This window comes from Variovorax glucosi (assembly GCF_051216695.1).
Classification (GTDB): Bacteria; Pseudomonadota; Gammaproteobacteria; order Burkholderiales; family Burkholderiaceae_C; genus Variovorax.
In genome coordinates, this window is record NZ_JBPJZE010000449.1 from 1 (window position 1) to 1,008 (window position 1,008).

Here is a 1,008-nt window from a genome sequence, read left to right on the forward strand (position 1 = left end):
GTCGCTCGCGCGGGCGTGCAGGCGTTCCACGTCCGCCGCGCGTCGCGTGAGCACGGCGCGCTGGTTGATGTAGCCCTTGTCGGTGATCTCGCCCGCATCGAGGCTCGGCGGCTCGGCCAACACCAGTGCGCAGGCCGGGCATTGCGAAGAGCCCGCGCCTTCGTCGCGCAGCGAACGCAACACCCCGGCGATGCGTTCGCCCATGGCTTCCGGTGACAGCGCGGCGCCTTGTGGGCTCGCGAACACCAGCATGCCGATCTCGTCGCGGTCGTGGCCGGTGAGCACCACGTCTTGCGCATGCGGCGCGAGCATCGACACCAGCTTCACGCGCAGCGTTCCCACCGACACCCAGGTGCCGGTGGAGAGCTTGAAGTCTTCCGCCACGCGGCCGTTGAAGATCACGCCCTGCGCGGGCTGCGCCGGGTTCGCGAGAAAGCCGGCATCGCCGATGCGGTAGTAGCCCTCTTCGTCGAAAGCCTGCGCCGTTTCGCGCGGTGCATCGCGGTATCCGGGGAACACCGAGACGCCCTTGACGCGCATCTCCAGCTTCTCGCCGTTGGGCACGAACTTCAGCTCCAGCCCCGGCAGCGGCGCGCCGATGCAGCCGGCGCCGTCGAGCTTCCAGTGCGCGGAGGTGATGGCGGGCGAAGTCTCTGTCGCGCCCCAAGAGGTGGTGAGCCACAGCGGCCGCGTGGGTCGCACCCGTTTGGCTACCGCTTCGAGCCGCTGCCAGGTGGAGGGTGCCAGCGCCGCCGCCGCGTAGAAGGCAAGCCGCAGCCGCGAGAACACCTCGGTGGCCAACGCGTCGTCGGCTTCGAGAAAGGGCAGCAGCATGTCGAAGCCGCGCGGCACGTTGAATAGCAGCGTGGGCTTCACCTCGCGCAGGTTGCGCACCGTCTTCTCGATCAGGCCCGGCGCGGGCCGGCCCTCGTCGATGTAGAGAGCGCCGCCGTGGCACAGCACCATGTGCAGGTTGTGGTTCGCACCGACGGTGTGGCTCCAGGGCAG

Annotated in this window: 1 protein-coding gene; it reads right to left on the reverse strand. The window is 69.4% G+C overall.

What is annotated here, in order from left to right; all coding sequences use genetic code 11:
* Positions 1-1,008, reverse strand: a 1,008-nt coding sequence (locus ACSFA3_RS26420) for an AMP-binding protein (protein ID WP_435508251.1), incomplete at both ends; no start/stop codon positions are given.